This is a genomic window from Caballeronia sp. DA-9, assembly GCF_051615025.1.
Lineage (GTDB): Bacteria > Pseudomonadota > Gammaproteobacteria > Burkholderiales > Burkholderiaceae > Caballeronia > Caballeronia sordidicola.
Genome location: NZ_CP195133.1, coordinates 3551745 through 3569120, shown reverse-complemented (window position 1 = coordinate 3569120; position 17376 = coordinate 3551745). Strand labels below are relative to the sequence as shown.

Here is a 17376-nt window from a genome sequence, read left to right as displayed (position 1 = left end):
TTCCGAACGCTCGCGAAAAAGCCACGCACGTCCACCCTCAAAGACAAACTGGAGCATCCCAATGAGCATCCCGGCCGACCTCAAATACACCGAATCGCACGAATGGGTGCGCACCGAATCCGACGGCACCTTGACCGTCGGCATCACGGATCACGCGCAGGAAGCATTGGGCGACGTGGTGTTCGTCGAATTGCCGCCGATCGGCAAGACCGTTGCCGCAGGCGATGCCATTGCGGTCATCGAATCGGTGAAAGCCGCCTCCGATATCTATGCGCCCGTCTCGGGTGAAATCGTCGGCGCGAATGACGCGTTGACAGGCACGCCGGACCAGATCAACGGTTCGCCGTATGAAAGCTGGCTCTTCAGGATCAAGCCCGCCGCCGACGCCAACACGGATCGGTTGATCGACGCCGGTGCTTACGGCACGTCGATCGGCGAGTAAAACTTCTCTTTCGACCGTGCGGCGTGTTTGCCCATGAAAAACACGCCGCACCAGCAGGAATTCTCATGAAGCTCGAACACCCGGATCGCCTGATGAACCGCTCATCCTTGTCCCTCGCCGCGCTCGAATGCCACGACGCCTTCGCCCGGCGGCACATTGGCCCGGATGCGGCCGACCAGCATGCCATGCTCGAGGCGCTTGGTTTTGCGTCGCGCGCGGCGTTCATCGACGCGGTAATTCCCGAAGCTATCCGGCGTCATGAAACGCTGCCGCTCGGCGCGTTCACGCAGCCGAAAAGCGAGGCGGAAGCGCTGGCTTCGCTGAGGAAGCTGGCGGATCAGAACCTGGTGTTCAGAAACTATATTGGCCAGGGTTATTACGGCACGCACACGCCTGCGGTGATCCTGCGCAACGTGCTTGAAAACCCGGCGTGGTACACGGCTTACACGCCGTATCAGCCGGAGATTTCGCAAGGCCGGCTGGAAGCGTTGCTGAACTTCCAGCAAATGGTGATCGACCTGACGGGCCTCGCCATGTCGAACGCTTCCTTGCTCGATGAAGCCACCGCCGCCGCCGAAGCCATGACGCTGCTTCAGCGCGTGGGCAAGCCGAAATCGAACGTGTTCTATATTGCCGACGATGTGTTGCCGCAGACCATTGAAGTCGTGCAGACGCGTGCGAAACCCGCAGGTATCGAAGTGAAAGTGGGGCCCGCCGCCAACGCCGCCGCGGCCAATGCATTCGGCGTCTTGCTGCAATATCCCGGCGCGAATGGCGACGTGCACGATTACCGCGCGTTGACGGAAGCGGTGCACGCGGCTGGCGGCTTCGTGATCGCGGCGGCGGATTTGCTCGCGCTCACGCTGCTCACGCCGCCGGGCGAATGGGGTGCGGACGTGGCTATCGGCAATACGCAGCGCTTTGGCGTGCCGGTCGGTTTCGGCGGTCCGCACGCGGCGTACATGGCCGTTCGCGATGACTTCAAGCGCCAGATGCCGGGCCGTCTGGTCGGCGTGACCGTCGACGCCCAGGGCAAGCACGCGCTGCGTCTCGCGCTGCAAACGCGTGAACAGCATATTCGCCGTGAAAAGGCGACATCGAATGTATGTACGGCGCAGGCGCTGCTCGCGATCATGGCCAGCATGTACGCCGTGTATCACGGGCCGCAGGGCCTGAAGACCATTGCGTTGCGCGTAAATCGCGTGGCGTCCATCTTCGCAGCCGGCGTGCAGAAGCTCGGTTATACGCTCGCGAACGAAACCTTTTTCGATACCGTCACCATCGTCAGCGGCGCGAACACCACGGCGTTGCATCAGGCGGCGTCGGCGGTGCATGTGAATCTGCGCCATGTCGATGCAACGCACGTAGGCGTTTCCGTCGACGAAACCACATCGCGCGACGACTTGCTCAAGCTCTTCGCGTTGTTCGCGGAAGTGGCGGGCAAGACGGAAACGTTCGATATCGACGCGCTGGATTCCGACGCCCAATCCTCGTTGCCGAAAACGCTGGAACGCACGAGCGAATATCTCACGCATCCGGTGTTCAACCGCCATCATTCCGAGCACGAAATGCTGCGCTATCTGCGCAGTCTCGCGGACAAGGATCTGGCGCTCGATCGCACCATGATCCCGCTCGGTTCCTGCACGATGAAACTGAATGCAACGTCGGAAATGCTGCCCGTGACGTGGCCGGAATTCGCGCAGATTCATCCGTTCGCGCCGGCTGAGCAGACCGTCGGTTACAGGACCATGATCGATCAGCTCGAACAGATGCTGGTCGCGTGTACCGGCTACGCGGCGGTATCGCTGCAACCGAATGCCGGCTCGCAAGGCGAATACGCCGGCTTGCTGATCATCCACGCATATCACGCGTCGCGCGGCGAAGGGCACAGGAACATCTGCTTGATTCCGTCGTCGGCGCACGGGACGAATCCAGCGTCTGCGCAAATGGCGGGCATGCAGGTCGTGGTCGTTGCGTGCGATGAACAAGGCAACATCGATATAGCCGACCTGAAAGCCAAAGCCGAAAAGCACGCTGCAAATCTCGCGGCGATCATGATCACGTATCCGTCCACGCATGGCGTGTTCGAAGCGAACGTGCGCGAAATCTGCGAGATCGTGCATGCGCACGGCGGCCAGGTTTATGTGGACGGCGCGAACATGAACGCGATGGTCGGCCTGACCGCGCCGGGCCAGTTCGGTGGCGACGTGTCGCACCTGAATCTGCACAAGACATTCTGCATTCCGCACGGCGGCGGCGGACCGGGCGTGGGTCCGGTTGCTGTCGGCGCGCATCTGGCGAAGTTCCTGCCGAACCAGCATTCCACCGGTTATCAACGCGACGCAGCCGGGATTGGCGCGGTATCGTCGGCGCCTTATGGATCGGCCGCAATCCTGCCGATCTCATGGATGTATATCGCCATGATGGGCGCGCAAGGTCTGACGGCCGCGACCGAAAGCGCAATCCTCGCCGCGAACTATGTGGCCAAGCGCCTCGCGCCGCATTACCCCGTGCTGTACAGCGGCGCGGGCGGTCTGGTTGCGCACGAATGCATTCTCGATCTGCGTCCGCTGAAAGAGACGAGCGGCATTTCCGTCGAGGACGTCGCGAAGCGCCTGATCGACTACGGTTTCCACGCGCCGACCATGAGCTTCCCGGTTCCGGGCACGCTGATGGTCGAGCCAACCGAGTCGGAATCGAAGGAGGAACTGGATCGGTTTATCGATGCAATGATCGCCATTCGCGACGAAATCCGTGCGGTCGAGGAAGGCAGGTCGGATCGCGAAGACAATCCGCTGAAGCACGCGCCTCACACGGCGGCGGTCGTTGTCGCGGACGCATGGACGCACGCCTATTCGCGTGAGACGGCGGCGTATCCGGTGGAATCCCTGGTGGCGCGCAAGTACTGGCCACCGGTGGGCCGTGCGGACAACGCTTACGGCGACCGGAACCTGTTCTGCTCGTGCATTCCGCTGTCGGAGTACGGCGAATAAAGCACTTGCTTCAACCGTGTGGCTTGGCCGAAGCTGCACGGTTTTGCCGGATTCACGCAACACCAGATACCATCTCACCCGAACGAAGCCAATCAGGGAGTTTTGCATGGCGCGACAGGTGCGGATGGTGAACAAGACGTGGCGTGTTCCGGCGATTATCGCGGCCCTCGCAGCGACGGCGTTGAGCGCGCAGAGCGCGAGCGCTGCAATGAATTTTTGCGCCGCGCCCGCGATGCAGAACAGCGAGCGCACGAACGCCGATCCGGGCGTGAAAGCGTTGGTAAAGATGGTGCAGGCGCATTTGAACGAGCAGCCGAAGGCGCGGGCAACGTTGCACACGGAAGGCACGTTGCCGCATCAGGGCATTCGCGACGAAAGCGAGCAGGCGGAAAAGGATCTCTCGTTGATGCGCGATGCCGCGCTTGCCTGGCGCGCGACAGGAAACGAAGCGTACTTGCGTCTTGTCGACCGGTTTCTGTTTGCGTGGGCGACGATTTATCAGCCGAGTTTCAATCCTATCGATGAAACGAATTTCGAGTCGCTGATTCTGGCCTACGACCTGACCGCGAGCGCGCTGCCCGTGAAGACGCGCAACGCCGCGAATGCGTTTATCACGAAAATGGTGACGGGCTACATTGCGGATATCGATAAACAAAAGCGGCCGCTCACGGGCACATACCGGAACAACTGGCAGAGTCACAGGATCAAGCTGATCGCGATGGGTGCGTTCACGACCGACGACCGCAAGCTCATCAACGCGGCGCAGCGTCTCTATGTGGAACATATTGGCGACAACATTGCGCCCGATGGCTCGACCGTCGATTTCGCCGAGCGCGATGCGCTGCATTACGTCACCTACGATCTGCAGCCGCTGGTGACGGCGGCGCTCGCTGCGCGCCGCCACAACCGGAATTGGCTGGGGGAACGCGCGCAATCCGGTGCAACGCTTGCTGGCGCGTTGAACTGGCTGACGCCGTATGCGCTGGGCACGCGCACGCATGACGAATTCGTGAATTCCAAAGTGCCCTTCGACGCCAGCCGCCGTGAAGCCGGCCTGCCCGGTTTTTCCGGTCAATGGGATCCCAAGAACGCGGCCGAATTGTTTCATCTGTCGGCGCGGCTCGACGGGCGCTATACGCCTATTGCGCTGCGCCTCGCGCCCACGCCGCCCGCGTGGCTGGCGGTTTGCCTGCCGCTGCCGGCGCGATGATTTCTTAGCGGCACTTTGCAGGAGCAGTCATGGCAGTCAGCGTTTTCGACCTTTTCAAAATCGGCATCGGTCCGTCCAGTTCGCATACGGTCGGGCCTATGCGAGCGGCCCTGATGTTCGTACAAGGGCTCGAACGCGATGGATTGCTCGACGCAACGGCTTCCGTGAAGTGCGAGTTGTATGGGTCGCTTGGAGCAACGGGAAAAGGCCATGGCACGGATCGCGGCGTGATGCTCGGCTTGATGGGCGACGCGCCCGACACCGTCGACGCCAGCACGATCAGCCCACGGCTCGAAAGCGTGCGCACGACCAAAAAGCTTGCGTTGCTCGGCCGGCACGAGATTCCGTTCGTGCAGAAGGATCACATTGCGTTTTTGCGGCAGGCGCTTGCAGAGCATCCGAACGGCATGAAACTCCATGCCTTCGATGCCGCTGGCGCGTCGTTGCGCGACGCCACGTATCTTTCTGTTGGCGGCGGGTTTGTGGTGACGGCGGGGGCATTGAATGCGAAGGTGCTGACTGCTATCGAACAATTGCCGTATGCGTTTCAGTCCGGCGACGAACTGCTCGCGCTCTGCCGCGATACCGGCAAGTCCGTAGCGCAATTGATGTGGGACAACGAGCGTGTCTGGCGCAGCGAAGACGAGATCCGGTCGGGTTTGCTGCGCATTTGGGACGTGATGCAGTCATGCGTGAAGCGCGGTTGCGGTATCGATAATCCCGATGCGGACGGTTGCCTTCCTGGGCCGTTTCAGGTCAAGCGGCGGGCGCCGGTTTTGTATCGCGCGCTGGTTGGGAAGCCTGAGCAGGCGTTGCGCGATCCGCTTTCCATGATCGACTGGATCAATCTTTACGCGATTGCCGTGAATGAGGAAAACGCTGTGGGCGGGCGGGTGGTGACGGCGCCGACCAATGGCGCGGCGGGCATCATTCCGTCCGTGCTGCATTACTACGACAGGTTCATGCCGGGGTCGAGCCAGCAGGGCGTGATCGACTTTTTGCTGACGGCGGCGGCCATTGGCATTCTGTACAAGATGAACGCGTCGATATCCGGCGCAGAAGTTGGGTGTCAGGGTGAAGTGGGTGTTGCCTGTTCTATGGCTGCGGCGGGTTTGGCGGCGGTAATGGGCGGAACGCCGACGCAGGTTGAGAACGCGGCTGAAATCGGCATGGAACACAACCTTGGGCTGACCTGCGATCCGGTTGGCGGGATGGTGCAGATTCCGTGCATTGAACGCAACGCAATGGGATCGATGAAAGCCGTCAATGCGGCGCGCATGGCAATGCGCGGGGATGGCAGTCATTATGTTTCGCTTGATTCCGTTATCAAGACCATGATGCAGACCGGCGCGGATATGAAGACGAAGTATAAGGAGACCTCGCGCGGTGGGTTGGCGGTCAATATAGTCGAGTGTTGATTGCTGCGCTTTGGGGTTCCCGACCCTCCCCAAATGCCAATGCCCCGCCTTAGGCCCCTTCGACCACAAACCCGCGCTTCCTCAACAACGCCAGCACGCCTCGCTTCCCGCCTAAGTGCAATGCCCCGATAGCCACAAAAATCGGCTTATTCGGCGCTGCCAGCAAAACCGCCCTCGCCACAAACCGATAATTCCGGTCATAAACCAGGCGGTTATCGATTTGCGCCGCCAGCACCTTTGACCGTGCGATCTTCTCCGTCTTCGCATCGTCCCAGGCCTTCAACGCGTCCGCATCGCCAATGCGCCACAACCGATGCAACTCCTTCACATCAGCAATATTCTCCGCAGGAGTCTGCACCAGATCCTGCGCAAGCATTTCGCGCTGCTGCGCCTGCGTCAGTCGCGTGAACGCCGATATCTGCTCGCTAATGGTCTCAAGCCCAACCACCCGCCCGCGCGGCCGCAAATACACATTCTGCAACTGCGTCTCGGAACCGTACTCGGTCTGAAAACCCGCCTTCAGTGTATCGACGGTTTCAACCAGCATCGACGCAAGCCAGGGCCGTGACCGGCTGATATCGGCGAGCATGGCCGGGTTGCCGCGCAAGCGCGCTTCCAGACGCTTCCACAACGCATCGGGCAACGCGCGCTGCAAGCAAGGCACGCGGCACGTCCCGTACTTGCTGACCTCATCTTGCGATACCAGCAAATCATCGGGCGAGATTTCGAGCGCCAAAGTCGGCGATGCATCGAGCGCGCCAAGAATAGGCTTCCGAAACGGCATGCTGGCCGGATAATCGTCCGGATACCCCACATGCAGCGTGCCAAGCAAATAGATGGTGGCCTGGCCGCGCGTGGCCACGTAGAACGGCATGTGCGCCGGTTGCGCCCGAACCGGGCCGCTCGCGGTGGTGCCTTCGGAACGGTCGGTGATATCGGGCGCGGTTGCACGCGGCGTCGGCACGCGCAAACCGGGCAATGAGGCAGAAGGCGCCGCCGATGGCGTGGGCGGCGCCGCCACGCCCGTCAGCGCAAAGGCGGCACGCGCCAGAAAACACGAAGCCGCAACCACCGCAACAACAGCAAGCACAACACCGCGGCGCGCAACCTGCCGCGCCGCCGTTGCGTCAGGCATCGACTTCCCCAACCTCCTCGGCGCGGTGACACGACACGTGCCGCCCATCGACGAAACGCAGCGCCGGTTCTTCCACGCGGCATTTATCGATTGCATACGGGCAGCGCTGGTGAAATGTGCAACCTGATGGAGGGTTCAGCGGCGACGGCATTTCGCCCTGCAGCCGGATCTTGATGCGCCGATCTTCTTCGAACAAGGCAGGCGTCGCCGACATCAACGAGCGCGTGTACGGATGACGCGGCCGTGCGTAGATCGTTGCCTTGTCGCCAAGTTCGGCCACACCGCCAAAATACATCACCATGACGTCGTCGGCGATATGTTCCACCACCGACAAGTTGTGCGAGATGAACACATAACTCGTCCCGAACTGCTGTTGCAGATCCATGAACAGGTTCAGGATCTGCGCCTGAATCGATACATCCAGCGCCGACACAGGTTCGTCGGCAACAAGAATCTGCGGGTCGAGAATCATCGCGCGCGCAATCGCCACCCGTTGCCGCTGGCCGCCCGAGAACATGTGCGGATACCGCGCCGCATGTTCGGGCCGAAGCCCGACTGTGCGCATCATGTGCGCGATCCGCTCGGCGCGTTCGGACGCCGACAACTTCGTGTTGATCGCAAGCGGCTCGCCGAGCGTCTGTTCCACGGTCTTGCGCGGATTCAGCGACGCAAACGGATTCTGAAACACCATTTGCACGCGTTGCCGCAAATCGGCGACTTTCGCGCGATTCGCGTCCGCCACATCCTCGCCATCGATCAACAATCGTCCCGACGTGGGCGCCTCGATCATCGTCAACTGGCGCGCCAGCGTCGATTTGCCGCAGCCGGATTCGCCCACCACGGCAAGCGTCTTGCCCCGCTGGAGCGAGAACGACACGCCGTTGAGCGCTTTCACCGTGCCGTGCGCGAACATGCTGCGCTTGACGTTGTAGTGCTTTGCGAGTTTATCGGCGACGAGAACCGTATCTTGAGCCATTGCCTGAGGAACTGCGTTCATTGCGCGCCTCCGTGTTCTGCCACGAGTTCCATGTTCAGCGGCTTGATGCATCGTGCGCGCACTGCCGGATCGTTCGGAGCGAGTTGAAAGAGCGCGGGACGCGCGCGGCGGCAATCATCGACGGCGTATTTGCAGCGCGGCGCGAACAGGCATCCGGTCGGACGATCATCGCGGCCTGGCACCATGCCCGGCAGCGCGGCAAGACGCTCCGCCCCGCGGCTGTGCTCCGGAATCGCCGCAAGCAACGCTTCCGTGTACGGATGATGCGGCTCGCTGAAGATCGTCGGCACGTGATTCGTTTCGATGATTTCGCCCGCGTACATGACGGCCACGCGCTGCGCGACTTCCGACACAACCGCGAGATCGTGCGAAATCAGCACGAGCGCCATGCCGCGTTCCTTTTGCAGCTTCACCAGCAGCTCCATGATCTGCGCCTGGATGGTGACGTCGAGCGCGGTCGTGGGTTCGTCGGCGATCAGGAGCTTCGGGTTGCACGCAACGGCCATCGCGATCATCACGCGCTGGTTCATGCCGCCGGACATCTGATGCGGGAACGCATCGATACGGCTTTTTGCATCGGGAATCCCGACTTGATCGAGCAATTCCAGCGCACGTTGATGCAGCTTCGATCCGCGCAAACCTTCGTGAAGCCTTAAAACTTCCTTGATCTGATAACCGACCGTATAGCTCGGATTCAGGCTGGAAAGCGCGTCCTGGAAAACCATCGCGATGTCTTTGCCGATGATCCTCCTGCGCTGCCGCGCCGACGCCTTCAACAAGTCGGTGCCATTGAACGTGATCTGATCGGCGGTGACGATTCCGGGCGCGTCGATCAGGCCCATCAGCGCCATCATCGTGACGCTTTTGCCCGAACCCGATTCACCGACGACACCAACCACTTCGCCGGGTTTCACGGAGATATCGATACGATCGACAGCAGGCAAGCCATTAAAGCTGACGGCGAGATTGCGGATAGTGAGAAGGTCTTCCATGGTCACGCCATCCGCTTGAGTTTGGGGTCGAGCGCGTCGCGCAAACCATCGCCGAGCAGATTGATCACCAGCACCGAAATCAGGATGGACAAGCCTGGCATGGTCACGATCCACCACGCGCTTTCAATGTAGTCTCGCGCCGACGCCAGCATGGCGCCCCACTCGGCCGCGGGCGGCTGAACGCCCAGGCCGAGAAAGCCGAGCGCGGCGGCATCGAGAATCGCGGATGAAAAGCCAAGCGTCGCCTGCACGATCAACGGCGCGGCGCAGTTCGGCAGCACTTGCGAGAACATCAGCCGCACGGTGCCGGCTCCCGCCACGCGCGACGCCGTCACGTACTCGCGCTGCAATTCGCCAAGCGCGGCGGCGCGCGTCAGACGCACATAACCCGGCAACGCAACGATCGCGATGGCGAGCATGGTATTGACCAGCCCAGGTCCGATGATCGCGACCACCGCAACCGCCAGCAACAGCGAAGGCAACGCGAGCAGCACGTCCATGACGCGCATGATGGGTGTATCGGCCCATTTCTGGAAGAACGCGGCGATCAACCCGAGCACGATGCCCGGAATCAGCGCCAGCACGACCGACACGAAACCGATCCAGAACGACAGCCGCGCGCCGTACATCAGGCGCGAGAGGATGTCGCGGCCGGCTTCGTCGGTGCCTAGAACAAAGTGCCAGTTTCCGCCTTCGAGCCACGCGGGCGGGATCTTGACGTTATCGCGATATTGCTCGATAGGACTATGTGGCGCGATCAACGGCGCGAAGATCGCGATGAAGATCAGGATCAACACAATAGCGCCGGCCACGACCGCGCCGCGATTGCGCGAAAAGTTGGCCCAGAATTCGCGGCCCGCCAGAAAGCGGCCGGTGGGGACGGGCGTCAATGCGCCGGGATTGTCTTGGATATCGGCCATTGCTTACCTCGTGTGTCGAATGCGCGGATTGAGCACGCCGTACAACAAGTCGACGACCAGATTCACGAGAATGACAAGCGTCGCAATCATCAGGATACCGCCCTGCACAACGGGATAATCGCGCCGGCTGATGGCGTCGATCAGCCATTTGCCCACGCCCGGCCACGAGAACAACGTCTCGGTCAGCACGGCGCCCGCGAGCAGCGTGCCGACTTGCAGGCCGATCACGGTGACCACGGGAATCAGCGCGTTACGCAACGCATGCACGACCACCACGCGTCCCGGCGCAAGACCCTTGGCGCGCGCCGTGCGAATGTAGTCCTCGCGCAAAACCTCGAGCATCGAAGAACGTGTCATGCGCGCGATCACCGCGAGCGGAATGGTGCCCAGCACGATAGTCGGCAGGATCAGATGGCTGACGGCGGACTTGAACGCGCCTTCGTCGTCGGAGAAAAGTGCGTCCCACAACATGAAGCCGGTGCGATGCGGAATGTCGTATTCCACTGCAATGCGCCCGGAAACCGGGGTCCAGCCGAGCTTTGCGGAAAAGAACATGATGAGGATCAAACCCCACCAGAAAATAGGCATGGAATAACCGGTGAGCGCCGTGCCCATCACGCCGTGATCGACGACCGTGCCGCGCTTGAGCGCCGCGGCCACGCCAGCGGGCAGGCCCACGACCAGCGCGAAGATCATCGCGCAGATCGCGAGTTCCAGCGTTGCCGGAAAGCGGCCGAGGAACTCGCCCATCACGCTGGTATTGGTAATGATCGACATGCCGAGGTCGCCTTGCAGCGCGTGTCCGACATAGTGGAAATATTGAACAGGCAGCGGCAGGTCGAGCCCGAGCCGCTTCATGGCTTCGGCGTGCATGGCCGGGTCCACGCCGCGCTCGCCCATCATCACTTCAATGGGATCGCCCGGGATCAGGTGGATCAATGCGAAAGCCAGGATCGTGATGCCGATGAACGTCGGAATCACCATGCCTATGCGTCGCAAAACGAATCGGAACATGGTTCGTCTCTTTGGGGAGAAAAAATGCGACCGGCGACGCGGGCTTGTGACCCTTGTCGCCGGACCTTTTCGACTAGTTATAGTTTTCGTGCAAGAAGCGTACCGCTAAAAGATTACTGCACGCCGACGCCATCGAAACGCAAGTAGCCCAGCGCCTCGATCTTCATGCCCGTCACCTTCTTGCTGGTCGGCTGATAGACCGTCGAGTGAGCGATCGGCGAGAACGGCAACTGGTCCGCGAAGATCTGCTGCGCCTGCGTGTATGCCTGCGTGCGCTGCGCCTGATCCGACGTGTTGCGGCCCTTGATCACCAGGTCGTTGAACGGCTTGTAGCACCAGTGCGAGAAGTTGCTGCCGTTGACTGCGTCACAGCCGAGCAACGTGCCGAGCCAGTTATCCGGATCGCCATTGTCGCCCGTCCAGCCAATCAGCATGGCGTCGTGCTCGCCAGCGTGAGCGCGCTTGATGTACTCGCCCCACTCGTAGGACACAATATTCGCCTTCACGCCGATCTTCGCCCAGTCGGCCTGGATCATCTCGGCCATCAAGCGTGCGTTCGGGTTATACGGGCGCTGGACCGGCATGGCCCACAGCGTCATCTCGAAACCATTCGGGAAACCCGCCTTCGCGAGCAGCGCCTTCGCCTTGGCGGTGTCGTACGGTTGCGCTTTCAGGTTCTTGTCGTAGGACCACTGCGTCGGCGGGATGGGCGCGACTGCCGCCTGTCCCGCGCCCTGATACACCGATTCGATGATCGCCTTCTTGTTGATCGCCATGTCGAGCGCGCGGCGAACATCGACGTTATCGACGTTTTTCTTCGTCACGTTGTACGCCACGTAGCCTTCGTTGAAACCCGGCTGCGAAGGGGTATCGAGATTGGCATCCGCTTTCAGCGGCGCAATGTCAGCCGGGCGCGGATAGCTCATCACCTGGCATTCGTTGCTTTTCAACTTCTGCACGCGAACGGCGGCGTCCGGGGTGATCGAGAAAATCAGCTTCGAGATTTTGACGGCGCCCGCTTTCCAGTAATCAGGATTGCCGTCGAAACGGATGGTCGCGTCTTTCGTATAGCTGCGGAAAATAAACGGGCCTGTGCCGACCGGCTGCTGATTGATATCCGACGCCTTGCCGGCTTTCAGCAGTTGCTGCGCATATTCGTCCGACTGAATCGATGCATATTCCATCGCCATGTTCTGGATAAACGGCGCATTCACTTCTTTCAGCGTGAACTTGACCGTATACGGATCGACCTTTTCGATCTTCGTAATCAGCTTGTCGAGACCCATGTCCGTGAAATACGGGAACGACGCCGGATAGGCCTTCCGGAACGGCTGATTCGGATCGAGCATGCGGTTGAACGTGAAGAGCACGTCATCCGCGTTGAATTCGCGCGTCGGCTTGAAGAAAGACGTGGTCTGGAACTTCACGCCGTGGCGCAAATGGAACGTGTAAGTGAGTCCATCGGACGACACTTCCCACTTTTCAGCCAGGCCCGGTTCCACTTTCGTGCCGCCGCGCTCGAATTCCACGAGGCGGTTGAAAACCGTGAACGTGTTGGCGGTGAAATCGGTGCCCGTGGTGTACTGGGCGGGATCGAAACCGGCCGGACTGCCTTCCGAGCAGTAGACGAGCGTTTTGTTGGGAATGGGTGCTGCGTGGGCGACGCTCGCAGTTACGAGCGATGCCGCGATGGCGGCGCTGACGGCCATCGACAGATGGGCAGCTCGCAACAGGCCAATTTTTTTCATGTTTCCTCCAGGATCTGTGCCGGCTAAAACCAGCGTAGCGCGATCTTACTGAGCTTTGCCAGGGTGAACAAGGCGACGAAATTCCTTAAGGGAATTCACTTTTTCGCTCGTTTCCGGTGTGTCGATTTAATGCCTGAAAAGGCCGTGTTTTGCGTGATTCCGACGCGTTATCGGAGAGATTTCTTACGATCTGGCGCGTTTTTATTGGAATGCGCAACATCGGCGGAATCAGGCGCCACGGCGAATTCGGGCGCTACCGTAGCACGAAGAACGCGTCAGGTTAAGTTAACAATTTTATGCGGCGTCGCGGAGAAAGCAGGCGTGCATCAAGTTTCGTTATGCACAATGTTTCGATGTGATTGAAAACCAAGAACCACGCGGCGAACGCCGCGCGGGTATATCTGAATTTTTACTTTCCCTGCAACTTCAACCGCTCGCAAATCGTCTTGCTCGCCGCCGCGCCGTTCAGCGTATAAAAATGCAGTCCGGGCGCGCCTTCCTTCACCAGCCGTTCACACAAGCCCGTCACTACATCCAGCCCGAACGCGCGGATCGTTTCTTTGTCGTCGCCATAACTTTCCAGCCGACGCGCAATCCACTTAGGCACTTCCGCGCCGCACATCTCGGAGAAACGCATCAACTGCGAGAAATTCGTGATCGGCATGATGCCCGGCACGATAGGAACATCCACGCCAAGCTTCCGTGCGTCATCGACGAAACGGAAATACGCGTCCGCGTTGAAGAAGTACTGTGTGATCGCCGAATTCGCGCCCGCTTGCACCTTGCGCACGAAGTTGTCCAGATCGGATTTCGGCGAGCGCGCCTGCGGATGGTATTCCGGGTACGCGGCGACTTCGATGTTGAACCAGTCGCCATGTTCGGCGCGAATGAAGCTCACCAGTTCCGACGCATACCGCAATTCGCCGACTTCGCCCATGCCCGAAGGCAAGTCGCCGCGCAACGCAACAATATGCCGGATTCCATGCTCGCGATACGCACCGAGAATTCCGCGCAAGCTATCCTTCGACGACCCGATGCACGACAAATGCGGCGCCGCCTCGAGACCTTGCTTCATCATCTCGAGGACCGTGTCGAGCGTGCCTTGCTGGGTGGAACCGCCCGCGCCGAACGTCACGGAGACGAACTTCGGATGGAGCGTCTTGAGCTGCGCGCCGGTAGCGCGCAATTTCTCGATTCCTTCCGGCGTTTTCGGCGGGAAGAACTCGAATGAGAGTTCGATCGGTTTCATGATGGAATTTAAACGGGCGCGCGGCAGCCGCTTACCCGAAACTGCGCTGACCAAGAATCAGCGCCGACAGCAGCCAGGACACGATGCTGTAAAGAATCGAGCCGAAGAACGCCGACCAGAAACCCGATACCTCGAAGCCCTTCAGCAAGGACGCACACAGCCAGAAGCACAGCGCATTCACGACCAGGATAAAAAGCCCGAGCGTGAGAATGGTCACCGGCAACGTGAGCAGGACCAGGATCGGACGCAGGAACGTATTGATCAGCCCGAGCACGATCGCCACGATCAGCGCCGTGCCAAAACTGCGAATGTGAATCGATGGCACGAGGTAAGTGATGATCAACAGCGCGAGCGCGTTGATCAGCCAGGTCAGCAACACGGACATCGATGGTCTCCTGGAACTTGAAATCAGATGCGCATGGGTCAATAAAACCCATGCGCGGGCTCACGATTAGTAGCGGTAGTGATTCGGCTTGAACGGCCCCATCTTGTCCACGCTGATGTACTTCGCCTGGAAGTCCGACAGCACGGTCAGTTCTGCGCCAATACGACCCAGATGCAGACGCGCGACCTTTTCATCAAGGTGCTTCGGCAACACGTAGACCTTGTTTTCGTACTTGTCGCCATGCACGAACAGTTCGATCTGCGCGATCGTCTGATTCGTGAACGATGCCGACATCACGAACGACGGATGGCCGGTTGCACAACCCAGGTTCACGAGACGCCCCTCGGCCAGCAGGATGACACGCTTGCCATCGGGGAAAATGATGTGATCGACTTGCGGCTTGATGTTTTCCCACGTGTACTGGCGCGTGGAGGCAACGTCGATTTCCGAGTCGAAGTGACCAATATTGCAGACGATCGCGTTGTTGCGCATCGCCTTCATGTGGTCGTGGCCGATCACGTGGAAATTGCCGGTAGCCGTCACGAAAATGTCGGCCTTGTCGGCGGCATATTCCATGGTGACCACGCGATACCCTTCCATTGCTGCCTGCAACGCGCAGATCGGATCGATTTCCGTGACCCACACCGTTGCGCCCAGACCCCGCAGCGATTGCGCGCAGCCCTTGCCCACGTCGCCGTAACCGGCCACGACCGCGATCTTGCCGGCGATCATCACGTCGGTTGCGCGCTTGATGCCGTCGACCAGCGACTCACGGCAGCCATACAGGTTGTCGAATTTCGACTTCGTGACCGAATCGTTCACGTTGATGGCCGGGAACGGCAGGCGGCCTTCCTTTTCCATCTGATACAGACGATGCACGCCCGTCGTCGTTTCTTCCGTCACGCCCTGAATGTGCACGAGGCGCTTGGAATACCACGTCGGATCGACGTCGAGGTGAGCGGCAATCGACTTGTACAGCGCGACTTCCTCTTCGTTTTCCGGCTTGGCGATAACCGAACGGTCCTTTTCAGCCTTCGAGCCGAGAATCAGCAGCAACGTGGCGTCGCCGCCGTCGTCGAGGATCATGTTGGCGAATTCGCCGTTCGGCCATTCGAAGATGCGATGTGAAAATTCCCAGTATTCGTCGAGCGATTCGCCCTTGAACGCGAACACCGGCACGCCGCCTTGAGCGATGGCGGCCGCAGCGTGATCCTGCGTCGAGAAGATATTGCACGAGGCCCAGCGCACGTCAGCGCCAAGAGCCGTCAGCGTTTCAATGAGCACGCCGGTCTGGATCGTCATGTGCAGCGACCCGGCAATGCGTGCGCCCTTCAGCGGCTGTTGCGTCTTGTATTCCTCACGCGTTTGCATGAGGCCGGGCATTTCCGTTTCTGCAATGTTCAGTTCCTTGCGGCCCCAGGCAGCAAGAGACATATCGGCGACGAGGAAATCCTGGTTGTTCTTTGAATCGAGAACTACGGCGTTCATCACGCCCTCCTTTCTAAATGGAAACATAGAAATTTGACGTGAGCGCCGTTCGATGCGGTGGTTCAACAAGCGCTTGAGATATTGCCCCGCGCTGGTCGCTCCGTCCGATTGAATGCTTCGAGCCTGGCGGATTCCGGGGTGGGAATGGAAACCGTCGCAACGCTCCTCGAAGCGAACTGCGATTGTAGCAAAGGTTCCCGGTTCGCACGCGAGGGTTTGGGAGGCTTCGCCATATGAATGCCGTGCGCGGTCGCGTCAAACAAGAGGCCGAGAGCGACCGCTAATAAGGGTTAACCCGTCATCGAGCTTGGCATTGCTTTCAACATAATTAAGATGACTTAGACTTATCGATTGCATTCCAACGTGGAATCAAAGGGACGGGTATGGAATTGCGATCGTTGCGGTATTTCGTCGAGGTCGTGAAGCAAAAGAGCTTCACCGCTGCGGCGGAAAAAATGTTCGTCACGCAGCCGACCATCAGCAAGATGGTGAAGTCGCTCGAAGATGAGATTGGCTCGCCGCTGCTCCTGCGCGAAAGCCGCCAGATGGTGCTCACCGATGCCGGCCAAATCGTCTATCAGCGCGGACTCGAAGTGCTGGCGGCGCACGCGCAACTCGAAGCCGAACTCAACGATCTCGGCAAACTCGGGCGCGGCACGCTGACCATCGGCATCCCGCCCATGGGCGGCTCGCTGTTCACGCCGGCCATTGCCACCTTCAAAAAGCGTTTTCCCAAGGTGGAGCTGAAACTGTTCGAGCGCGGATCCAAGGCGATCGAGGCTGCTTTGATCGATGGGGAGCTGGAACTCGGCGGCGTGCTGGAACCCGTCGATCTTGCCACTTTCGACGTGTTGCCCGTCAGCCGGCAATTGCTGTGGCTCGTTGCGCAGAAGGGATCGCGCTGGGACGCCATGAATGACGTGCCGCTTGCCGATCTCGCGCTGGAATCGTTCGTTTTTTACGGCGAAAGCCTCGCATTATCCGATCTGGTGCTAAACGCGTGCCGCGAAGCCGGGTTCTCGCCCACCATTGTCAGCCGCAGCGGACATTGGGATTTCATGGCGGCGCTGGTGCAGGCCGGTGTTGGCATTGCGTTGCTGCCGGCGCCGTACTGCCGTCGACTGGATGTCAGCGCGTTCACCTGCCGGCCCGTGGTCGATCCGGAGATTCACTGGAATATGGCAGTAGGGTGGCGACGCAACGGGTATTTGTCGAACGCCGCTCGTGCTTGGCTGGAAGTCGCGCGCCAGGCATTACCGGCGAATCTCGGCGATGACTTCCTGCAAGGCCCGGCAGCCCGGTTTCCAGCGCGGGTTCGCGACGCTTCGTCAAGGTAGCGTTTGAACCCCGCACAAAACAAAACACCCGGCCGCGCTTCTCGCGCG

At 60.2% G+C, this 17376-nt stretch carries 14 protein-coding genes and 1 riboswitch; of the genes, 5 read left to right on the top strand and 9 right to left on the bottom strand.

Annotated elements, in window-relative coordinates; genetic code table 11:
- Positions 1 to 61 precede the first annotated feature (61 nt).
- The 4 genes from gcvH to ACRWA7_RS32690 all read left to right on the top strand — a co-directional run bounded on the left by gcvH (position 62) and on the right by ACRWA7_RS32690 (position 6063).
- Positions 62 to 442 carry a glycine cleavage system protein GcvH gene (gene gcvH, locus ACRWA7_RS32705; protein WP_438394816.1) on the top strand — a complete coding sequence of 127 codons (381 nt, stop codon included), beginning with the start codon at positions 62 to 64 and terminating at the stop codon, positions 440 to 442.
- A 65-nt stretch (positions 443 to 507) separates the two neighbouring features.
- Positions 508 to 3435: an aminomethyl-transferring glycine dehydrogenase gene (gene gcvP / locus ACRWA7_RS32700; protein ID WP_438394815.1), complete on the top strand. Its 2928-nt coding sequence runs from the start codon at positions 508 to 510 to the stop codon at positions 3433 to 3435.
- A 106-nt stretch (positions 3436 to 3541) separates the two neighbouring features.
- On the top strand, positions 3542 to 4645 hold the full coding sequence (locus ACRWA7_RS32695) for an alginate lyase family protein (protein ID WP_438394813.1): 1104 nt from the start codon (positions 3542 to 3544) through the stop codon (positions 4643 to 4645).
- Positions 4646 to 4674: 29 nt separating this feature from the next.
- Complete coding sequence (locus ACRWA7_RS32690) at positions 4675 to 6063, top strand: L-serine ammonia-lyase (RefSeq protein ID WP_438394812.1); 1389 nt, start codon at positions 4675 to 4677, stop codon at positions 6061 to 6063.
- A 49-nt stretch (positions 6064 to 6112) separates the two neighbouring features.
- On the opposite strand, the gene ACRWA7_RS32685 is transcribed toward ACRWA7_RS32690, so the two are convergent.
- From ACRWA7_RS32685 to ahcY, 9 genes are all read right to left on the bottom strand, one after another.
- Positions 6113 to 7198 carry a TraB/GumN family protein gene (locus ACRWA7_RS32685; protein WP_438394810.1) on the bottom strand — a complete coding sequence of 362 codons (1086 nt, stop codon included), beginning with the start codon at positions 7196 to 7198 and terminating at the stop codon, positions 6113 to 6115.
- Positions 7191 to 8195: a peptide ABC transporter ATP-binding protein gene (locus ACRWA7_RS32680; RefSeq protein ID WP_438394808.1), complete on the bottom strand. Its 1005-nt coding sequence runs from the start codon at positions 8193 to 8195 to the stop codon at positions 7191 to 7193. Before ACRWA7_RS32680 ends, ACRWA7_RS32685 begins: the two co-directional genes overlap by 8 nt.
- Complete coding sequence (locus ACRWA7_RS32675; RefSeq protein ID WP_060817648.1) at positions 8192 to 9187, bottom strand: ABC transporter ATP-binding protein; 996 nt, start codon at positions 9185 to 9187, stop codon at positions 8192 to 8194. Before ACRWA7_RS32675 ends, ACRWA7_RS32680 begins: the two co-directional genes overlap by 4 nt.
- A gap of 2 nt (positions 9188 to 9189) precedes the next feature.
- Positions 9190 to 10107 carry an ABC transporter permease subunit gene (locus ACRWA7_RS32670; RefSeq protein ID WP_438394806.1) on the bottom strand — a complete coding sequence of 306 codons (918 nt, stop codon included), beginning with the start codon at positions 10105 to 10107 and terminating at the stop codon, positions 9190 to 9192.
- A 3-nt stretch (positions 10108 to 10110) separates the two neighbouring features.
- Complete coding sequence (locus ACRWA7_RS32665; RefSeq protein WP_060817650.1) at positions 10111 to 11121, bottom strand: ABC transporter permease subunit; 1011 nt, start codon at positions 11119 to 11121, stop codon at positions 10111 to 10113.
- A gap of 113 nt (positions 11122 to 11234) precedes the next feature.
- On the bottom strand, positions 11235 to 12869 hold the full coding sequence (locus tag ACRWA7_RS32660) for an ABC transporter substrate-binding protein (protein ID WP_060817651.1): 1635 nt from the start codon (positions 12867 to 12869) through the stop codon (positions 11235 to 11237).
- A 409-nt stretch (positions 12870 to 13278) separates the two neighbouring features.
- A complete protein-coding gene (gene metF, locus ACRWA7_RS32655; RefSeq protein ID WP_438394805.1) occupies positions 13279 to 14118 on the bottom strand; it encodes a methylenetetrahydrofolate reductase [NAD(P)H] in 840 nt (279 codons plus the stop codon).
- Between the two features lie 31 nt (positions 14119 to 14149).
- On the bottom strand, positions 14150 to 14503 hold the full coding sequence (locus tag ACRWA7_RS32650; RefSeq protein ID WP_060817653.1) for a phage holin family protein: 354 nt from the start codon (positions 14501 to 14503) through the stop codon (positions 14150 to 14152).
- Between the two features lie 66 nt (positions 14504 to 14569).
- Entirely contained in the window at positions 14570 to 15991 is a 1422-nt protein-coding gene (gene ahcY, locus ACRWA7_RS32645) for an adenosylhomocysteinase (protein WP_060817654.1), read from the bottom strand.
- Positions 15992 to 16024: 33 nt separating this feature from the next.
- A riboswitch (S-adenosyl-L-homocysteine riboswitch) is annotated at positions 16025 to 16165 on the bottom strand.
- A 209-nt stretch (positions 16166 to 16374) separates the two neighbouring features.
- Here ahcY and ACRWA7_RS32640 point away from each other — a divergent pair.
- Positions 16375 to 17328: a LysR substrate-binding domain-containing protein gene (locus ACRWA7_RS32640; protein ID WP_438394804.1), complete on the top strand. Its 954-nt coding sequence runs from the start codon at positions 16375 to 16377 to the stop codon at positions 17326 to 17328.
- The last annotated feature ends 48 nt before the right edge of the window (positions 17329 to 17376 follow it).

What these genes read in the sequence shown, in the direction of transcription:
- gcvH (WP_438394816.1), top strand. Translation starts at nt 62, where the DNA reads ATGAGCATCCCGGCCGACCTCAAATACACCGAATCGCACGAATGGGTG.
- gcvP (WP_438394815.1), top strand. Translation starts at nt 508, where the DNA reads ATGAAGCTCGAACACCCGGATCGCCTGATGAACCGCTCATCCTTGTCC.
- ACRWA7_RS32695 (WP_438394813.1), top strand. Translation starts at nt 3,542, where the DNA reads ATGGCGCGACAGGTGCGGATGGTGAACAAGACGTGGCGTGTTCCGGCG.
- ACRWA7_RS32690 (WP_438394812.1), top strand. Translation starts at nt 4,675, where the DNA reads ATGGCAGTCAGCGTTTTCGACCTTTTCAAAATCGGCATCGGTCCGTCC.
- ACRWA7_RS32685 (WP_438394810.1), bottom strand. Translation starts at nt 7,198, where the DNA reads ATGCCTGACGCAACGGCGGCGCGGCAGGTTGCGCGCCGCGGTGTTGTG.
- ACRWA7_RS32680 (WP_438394808.1), bottom strand. Translation starts at nt 8,195, where the DNA reads ATGAACGCAGTTCCTCAGGCAATGGCTCAAGATACGGTTCTCGTCGCC.
- ACRWA7_RS32675 (WP_060817648.1), bottom strand. Translation starts at nt 9,187, where the DNA reads ATGGAAGACCTTCTCACTATCCGCAATCTCGCCGTCAGCTTTAATGGC.
- ACRWA7_RS32670 (WP_438394806.1), bottom strand. Translation starts at nt 10,107, where the DNA reads ATGGCCGATATCCAAGACAATCCCGGCGCATTGACGCCCGTCCCCACC.
- ACRWA7_RS32665 (WP_060817650.1), bottom strand. Translation starts at nt 11,121, where the DNA reads ATGTTCCGATTCGTTTTGCGACGCATAGGCATGGTGATTCCGACGTTC.
- ACRWA7_RS32660 (WP_060817651.1), bottom strand. Translation starts at nt 12,869, where the DNA reads ATGAAAAAAATTGGCCTGTTGCGAGCTGCCCATCTGTCGATGGCCGTC.
- metF (WP_438394805.1), bottom strand. Translation starts at nt 14,118, where the DNA reads ATGAAACCGATCGAACTCTCATTCGAGTTCTTCCCGCCGAAAACGCCG.
- ACRWA7_RS32650 (WP_060817653.1), bottom strand. Translation starts at nt 14,503, where the DNA reads ATGTCCGTGTTGCTGACCTGGCTGATCAACGCGCTCGCGCTGTTGATC.
- ahcY (WP_060817654.1), bottom strand. Translation starts at nt 15,991, where the DNA reads ATGAACGCCGTAGTTCTCGATTCAAAGAACAACCAGGATTTCCTCGTC.
- ACRWA7_RS32640 (WP_438394804.1), top strand. Translation starts at nt 16,375, where the DNA reads ATGGAATTGCGATCGTTGCGGTATTTCGTCGAGGTCGTGAAGCAAAAG.